Origin of the sequence: Vibrio sp. M260118 (genome assembly GCF_036533755.1) — a bacterium.
In the GTDB taxonomy this organism is placed as follows: domain Bacteria; phylum Pseudomonadota; class Gammaproteobacteria; order Enterobacterales; family Vibrionaceae; genus Vibrio.
The window spans coordinates 1-5,352 of record NZ_JATABG010000253.1 but is presented as its reverse complement, the minus strand read 5'-3'; the positions used below and the strand labels follow the sequence as shown (position 1 = coordinate 5,352).

Genomic DNA, 5,352 nt, shown 5'->3' with positions numbered 1-5,352 from the left:
GATTTGTACTCATAATTGTTGGGGCACTTGCGATTGCCGCTTTGCTGTTTCACGGTTTATGGACGAGTAAAAAAGAAGGTAAAGCTAAGTTTGGTAGTAAGCCAATTGGTAAGTTAGATATCGATAACCAAGATTCTGACGCTGTACCAGAGTGTGCCTTTGCCCCTGAAGATGATTTTGAAATCATCAAGAAAGAACGCAAAGAGCCTGAGTTTGTAGCTCGCGATGAAGTGATTGCTGATCCATTGATCGATAGCTATCAAGCCCCTGAAGCCGAAGCCATTGACTCTAAAGATGATAAAGATGACGTTGACTTAGATGTTCCTTCATTTTCGACTAAGTCTTTAGACGAAGTTGATGATATCGATGATGTTTCACCACAACCATTAGAATCAATCGCTGAATCTGACGTAAAAGCAGATCAAGCGCCAGAGACTAAAGAGCGGCAAGAAGCGCCACTAGAAGTAATAGTGCTGAATGTTCACTGCTCTGGTGATGAGCCATTTGTTGGTACTAAGCTGTTTGATAGTATGCAGCAAAACGGCCTAATTTACGGCGAAATGGATATCTTCCATCGCCATGCCGACCTATCCGGTACAGGTAAAGTGCTATTTAGCGTGGCGAACATGATGAAGCCAGGAACATTAGAGCACGACGATCCGGCATCATTTACTACGCAAGGGATTTCGTTCTTTATGACCATGCCTTGCTTTGGTGATGCTGAACAGAACTTCAAGTTAATGCTGAAAACAGCTCAACAGATCGCTGATGATTTAGGCGCGAACGTACTTGATGACGCACGAAACCTAATGACGCCAAATCGCCTAGATAGTTACCGAGCACAGATCCAAGCGTTTAAAGCAGAGCAAAAAGCATAAGTAGAAAAGAATAGACTGCTTAGCGGCATCTTCCTATCTAAATCCTCAAGCCTCTGGTTTGGGGATTTTTTGTATCGACTTCGCTGCTTAGCTGCGTCCTAGTAATCAAGAAAATAGTATCCTCATAACCTCGCATCTTAAGGTCATTTGGGTATACTTTCACGCATTAAATAAGTAACAGAAATAGAGTTAGTTATGTCTAAAGAGATTCAAGAGAAGCTTAATCAATTGCGCCAAACGCTTCATTACCATGGAGTGAAATACTACGTAGAGGATAGCCCGGAAATTCCCGATGCTGAATATGACCGATTGATGCGTGAATTGATGGAACTTGAGTCTCAGCACCCTGAACTCATTTCAGTTGATTCACCCAGTCAACGTGTGGGTGGAGCGCCGCTAGATGGTTTTGGCTCGGTGACTCATGAGATTCCTATGCTTTCTCTTGATAACGCCTTTGATGATGGTGAGCTAGAAAGTTTCCACAAGCGCATGGGCGATCGTATTCCCGGTGCTACGTTTGATGTGTTTTGTTGTGAACCTAAACTTGACGGCCTAGCAGTAAGTTTGTTGTACGAAAACGGTGTACTTGTTCAAGCGGCCACGCGTGGTGATGGTGCGACGGGTGAGAACATTACCGAGAACGTACGGACTATTAAAGCGATTCCGCTTAAGCTTCAAGGTGAAGGTTGGCCAGCGCGTATCGAGGTTCGCGGCGAAGTCTTTATGCCTAAAGCAGGCTTTGACAAGCTCAACGAGCTAGCACTCAAAAAGGGCGAGAAGGTGTTCGTAAATCCACGAAATGCGGCAGCAGGCAGTTTGCGTCAGCTTGATTCGCGCATTACGGCAACTCGTCCTTTAAGTTTTTACGCCTACAGTGTTGGCGTGGTTGAAGGGGCTCAGTTGTCGGGCAGCCATTATCAGCGTTTCCTGCAGCTGAAAGCTTGGGGTTTACCTATGTGCCCTGAAACCAAGCGCGTTAACAGCTTAGAAGAAGTGAAGGCGTACTATCAAGACATTTTAGAGCGCCGTGGAGCGTTAGCTTATGAGATAGACGGTGTCGTGATTAAAGTCGATGATATTGCGCTTCAAGAACAACTCGGCTTTGTGGCTCGTGCACCTCGTTGGGCGATCGCGTATAAATTCCCGGCTCAGGAAGAGATTACCGTACTTAATGATGTTGAGTTCCAAGTTGGCCGTACCGGGGCGATTACGCCAGTGGCTAAACTCGAACCAGTTTTCGTTGGCGGTGTGACGGTAAGTAATGCCACGCTACATAATGCTGATGAGATAGAACGTCTGGGAGTAATGGTTGGCGATACTGTCGTTATTCGACGAGCTGGTGACGTAATTCCACAAATCGTGTCAGTAGTCTCTGATCGCCGTCCAGATTCCGCACGCGAGATAGTTTTCCCAGATGCTTGCCCAGTATGTAAATCTCAAGTTGAGAGAGTAGAGGGTGAGGCGGTAGCGCGCTGTAGTGGCGGTCTGGTTTGTCAGGCTCAGCGTAAAGAAGCGTTGAAGCACTTTGTATCACGTAAGGCTCTGGATGTTGATGGCTTAGGTGAAAAGGTGATTGAACAGCTTGTTGATCGTGAAATGGTAGAGACTCCTGCGGATCTGTTTAAGTTATCCGCCGGTATTATTACCGTTTTAGACCGCATGGGGCCAAAATCGGCACAAAATGTCGTTGATGCGCTTAATAAGTCTAAGGATACAACCCTAGCTCGATTCCTATATTCATTAGGTATCCGCGAAGTAGGGGAAGCAACGGCCGCTAACTTAGCATCACATTACAAAACATTGGATGCAGTGATGGCTGCTAGCCATGAATCTCTGATCGAAGTACAAGATATTGGTGGTATTGTTGCGAGTCATATCACGGCTTTTTTTGCGCAAGAGAAAAATCAAGCCGTGATAGAGCAATTAATTGAGCAAGGAGTCAACTGGCCTGCCATTGAAGAGAAGGATGCGGATGCTCCTCAGCCACTAGCAGGTAAGACAGTAGTATTGACCGGATCTCTGTCCAAACTAACGCGAAGCCAGGCAAAAGAGGCTCTGCAAGAGTTAGGCGCAAAAGTGACTGGTAGTGTTTCGAAGAAAACTGACATCCTATTTGCTGGTGAAAATGCGGGTTCAAAATTAGCTAAAGCACAAGAATTAGGAGTAGAAATACGCACTGAAGATGAGCTTATCTCTCTGATGTAATCTACCTTAAATTCAACTAAAGACCACCTAAGGGTGGTTTTTTTTTGTCGAAAATAAAATCATCGTTTTCTACCCTCATATTATGAAACACTCTTCTGTGACACTGATCTTATTAGATGGAAATGTTTCTAAAATGATAAATTTATGCGACGCACTTCAAATCTATTTAGATGGCGTTTATATTTAAGTGTTTGATTTTATTTTGTTTAATATTTTTTGAACTTACTATTTTTACCATTGTCGATCTGGATCACTGGAATCATAAAAATTTGTAGCAGGTCATATTTTTTTACATGAAAATTAAGTTCTGGTTGATGTTTTTCGTCGCGAAGTTAGTCTGAAAGGCATGGATACACAGTGTGTATGCAGGAAATTGAAAGCCAAGCATTAATGATTAGTTCGCGGCTTTCACATAGGAAATGATTTCTCCCTTCGGCGGCCAACTTAAGGTGAGAAAAAATAAAACAGCTATATCCATTTTTAGGAGTTTTTTCCATGGACAAATTTTTTAAGCGTACTCTAATTGGTACTGCAGTAGCACTAGCTTCAACAGGCGCTATGGCTAAGCAAGTTGGTGTAAACAGCGACTTTCAAGTAGAAGCGTACGGTGTAGCAGCGATCTCTATTGTTAACTACGATATCGATGAAACGAATATGGGCACTGGTGTTGTAACTGATAAGAGTACTGGTTACGACTACGAAAACGAATCTCGTATTGGTTTCCGTGCTAGCAAAGATATGTTTGATGACCTTAACGTATTTATGCAGATTGAGTCTGGTTATGTGGGTGAGAACGGTGATGGTGCGACACTAGGTAACCGTGATACGTTCCTAGGACTTCAAGGAGATTGGGGTAAAGTTCGCTTTGGTCGTATGTTGACGCCAATGTACGAAATCATTGACTGGCCATACTCAAACCCAGGTCTAGGTGCCGCCTTTGACTGGGGTTCAACAGTTAAGTACAACCGCGACCGTCATGGTGACATGGCTCGCTTTGACTCGAAAGATTACAACGGCTTTAGTTTTGCTCTAGCAGCAGGTCGTGGTGAGTCTAGCGTTAAAGATAACTACTTCTATGGCGCGAATGCTCACTACAAACTAGGTGATAGCTTCACAATTCACGCAGGTATTGAAACTGAAGATGAACGTAAAGTATCTGATGCCGTCGCTGCTGGTACGGCAACCTGTCTTGATGCTGGCGGTTGTACTGTTGATGGTGCTTCATATACATTTGGTCAGGGATATGCTACTGCAGCGTCTCCTTACGTGAGCGCTGACACCTTTGGTTACATCGTTGGTTTTGAAGCGTCACTACCAGCAGGTTTTGGTTTAGCGGCAGCGTACAAAGCGGGTGAGTCTAAAGACACTACGGGCGTGAAATCTGAGCAGGCTTCTTACTCTATTATCGGTCAGTACTGGAATGGTCCTTGGGGCTTCAAGCTAGGTTACGCGGCGAATATGGAGTCTGAAAAGGCGGGCGTTAAACAGAACGATGAAGATAGTATTCTTTCTGGTCAGCTAATGTACGTTCACAATGGTTTCGTACCTTATGTACGTGTAGCGCAACGTGACCTTAAAGATGACGGTAAGAACACTGAAATCTTTGTTGTACGTGTAGGTCTAGAGTACGGTTTCTAATCGCTAGCACGACTGTATGACGTTATTACGCTGGTCCTAGTGGCCAGCGTTTTTATTATTTAATGTGTGGAGTAACGCTCTATTGATAACCTCCAAATGGTTGTAATATAGGGTAAAAATTTAAATTAGGGAATTGATATGAAAAAATGTTTAGTCGTATCTCTGGTTGCATTGATGGTTGGTTGCACCACGCTAGATTCAAGCAGTGATTTTAGTGATGTTGTAGCGCAAATTGAAACCAAACAAAATTACTACTTAGTTGAGGGCAAATTACTTTCTCCTGATGCTGAAGTAAGTAAAGGTGCGCAGCTCACTCAGTCAACGGTTGCATTGAACTATGTAGCGCCATATGCTCAAGGAGCAACACCAAGCTCATTTATCGCTATGGAAGTCAAGTATTTCAAAAATTATAGCGAGTATAGATACGCTGAGCTCGAAGGCAAAAAAATTCCATTGAAACCTTTAGCGCCGACCGCCGAAACTTGCAGCGACATTTGTACACAAAGACAACTATTTAAGTTTGATGTTAGTGAATCTGCTCTGGTTGAGGCAGAAAAGAGCGGCCTTAGATTTGCGTTAGCTTCTTCTGAACAAAATAAAGTGATGTTCGATATACCAGCAGGTTATATTG

The 5,352-nt window shown here is 43.7% G+C and carries 3 protein-coding genes and 1 pseudogene; all 4 read left to right on the top strand.

Annotated elements, in window-relative coordinates:
• A partial coding sequence (zipA, locus tag QTO00_RS14220; protein WP_331425387.1) for a cell division protein ZipA occupies positions 1–878 on the top strand: 878 nt, incomplete at its 5' end.
• 195 nt (positions 879–1,073) lie between these two features.
• Positions 1,074–3,083 carry an NAD-dependent DNA ligase LigA gene (gene ligA / locus QTO00_RS14215; RefSeq protein ID WP_331425386.1) on the top strand — a complete coding sequence of 670 codons (2,010 nt, stop codon included), beginning with the start codon at positions 1,074–1,076 and terminating at the stop codon, positions 3,081–3,083.
• Between the two features lie 495 nt (positions 3,084–3,578).
• A complete protein-coding gene (locus QTO00_RS14210; protein ID WP_331425385.1) occupies positions 3,579–4,721 on the top strand; it encodes a porin in 1,143 nt (380 codons plus the stop codon).
• A gap of 138 nt (positions 4,722–4,859) precedes the next feature.
• A pseudogene (locus QTO00_RS14205) lies at positions 4,860–5,352 on the top strand (DUF2057 domain-containing protein); the annotation flags it as partial.

Bases quoted from the DNA above. Each gene is read 5' to 3' on its own strand.
- ligA (WP_331425386.1), top strand. From the start codon at position 1,074: ATGTCTAAAGAGATTCAAGAGAAGCTTAATCAATTGCGCCAAACGCTT.
- QTO00_RS14210 (WP_331425385.1), top strand. From the start codon at position 3,579: ATGGACAAATTTTTTAAGCGTACTCTAATTGGTACTGCAGTAGCACTA.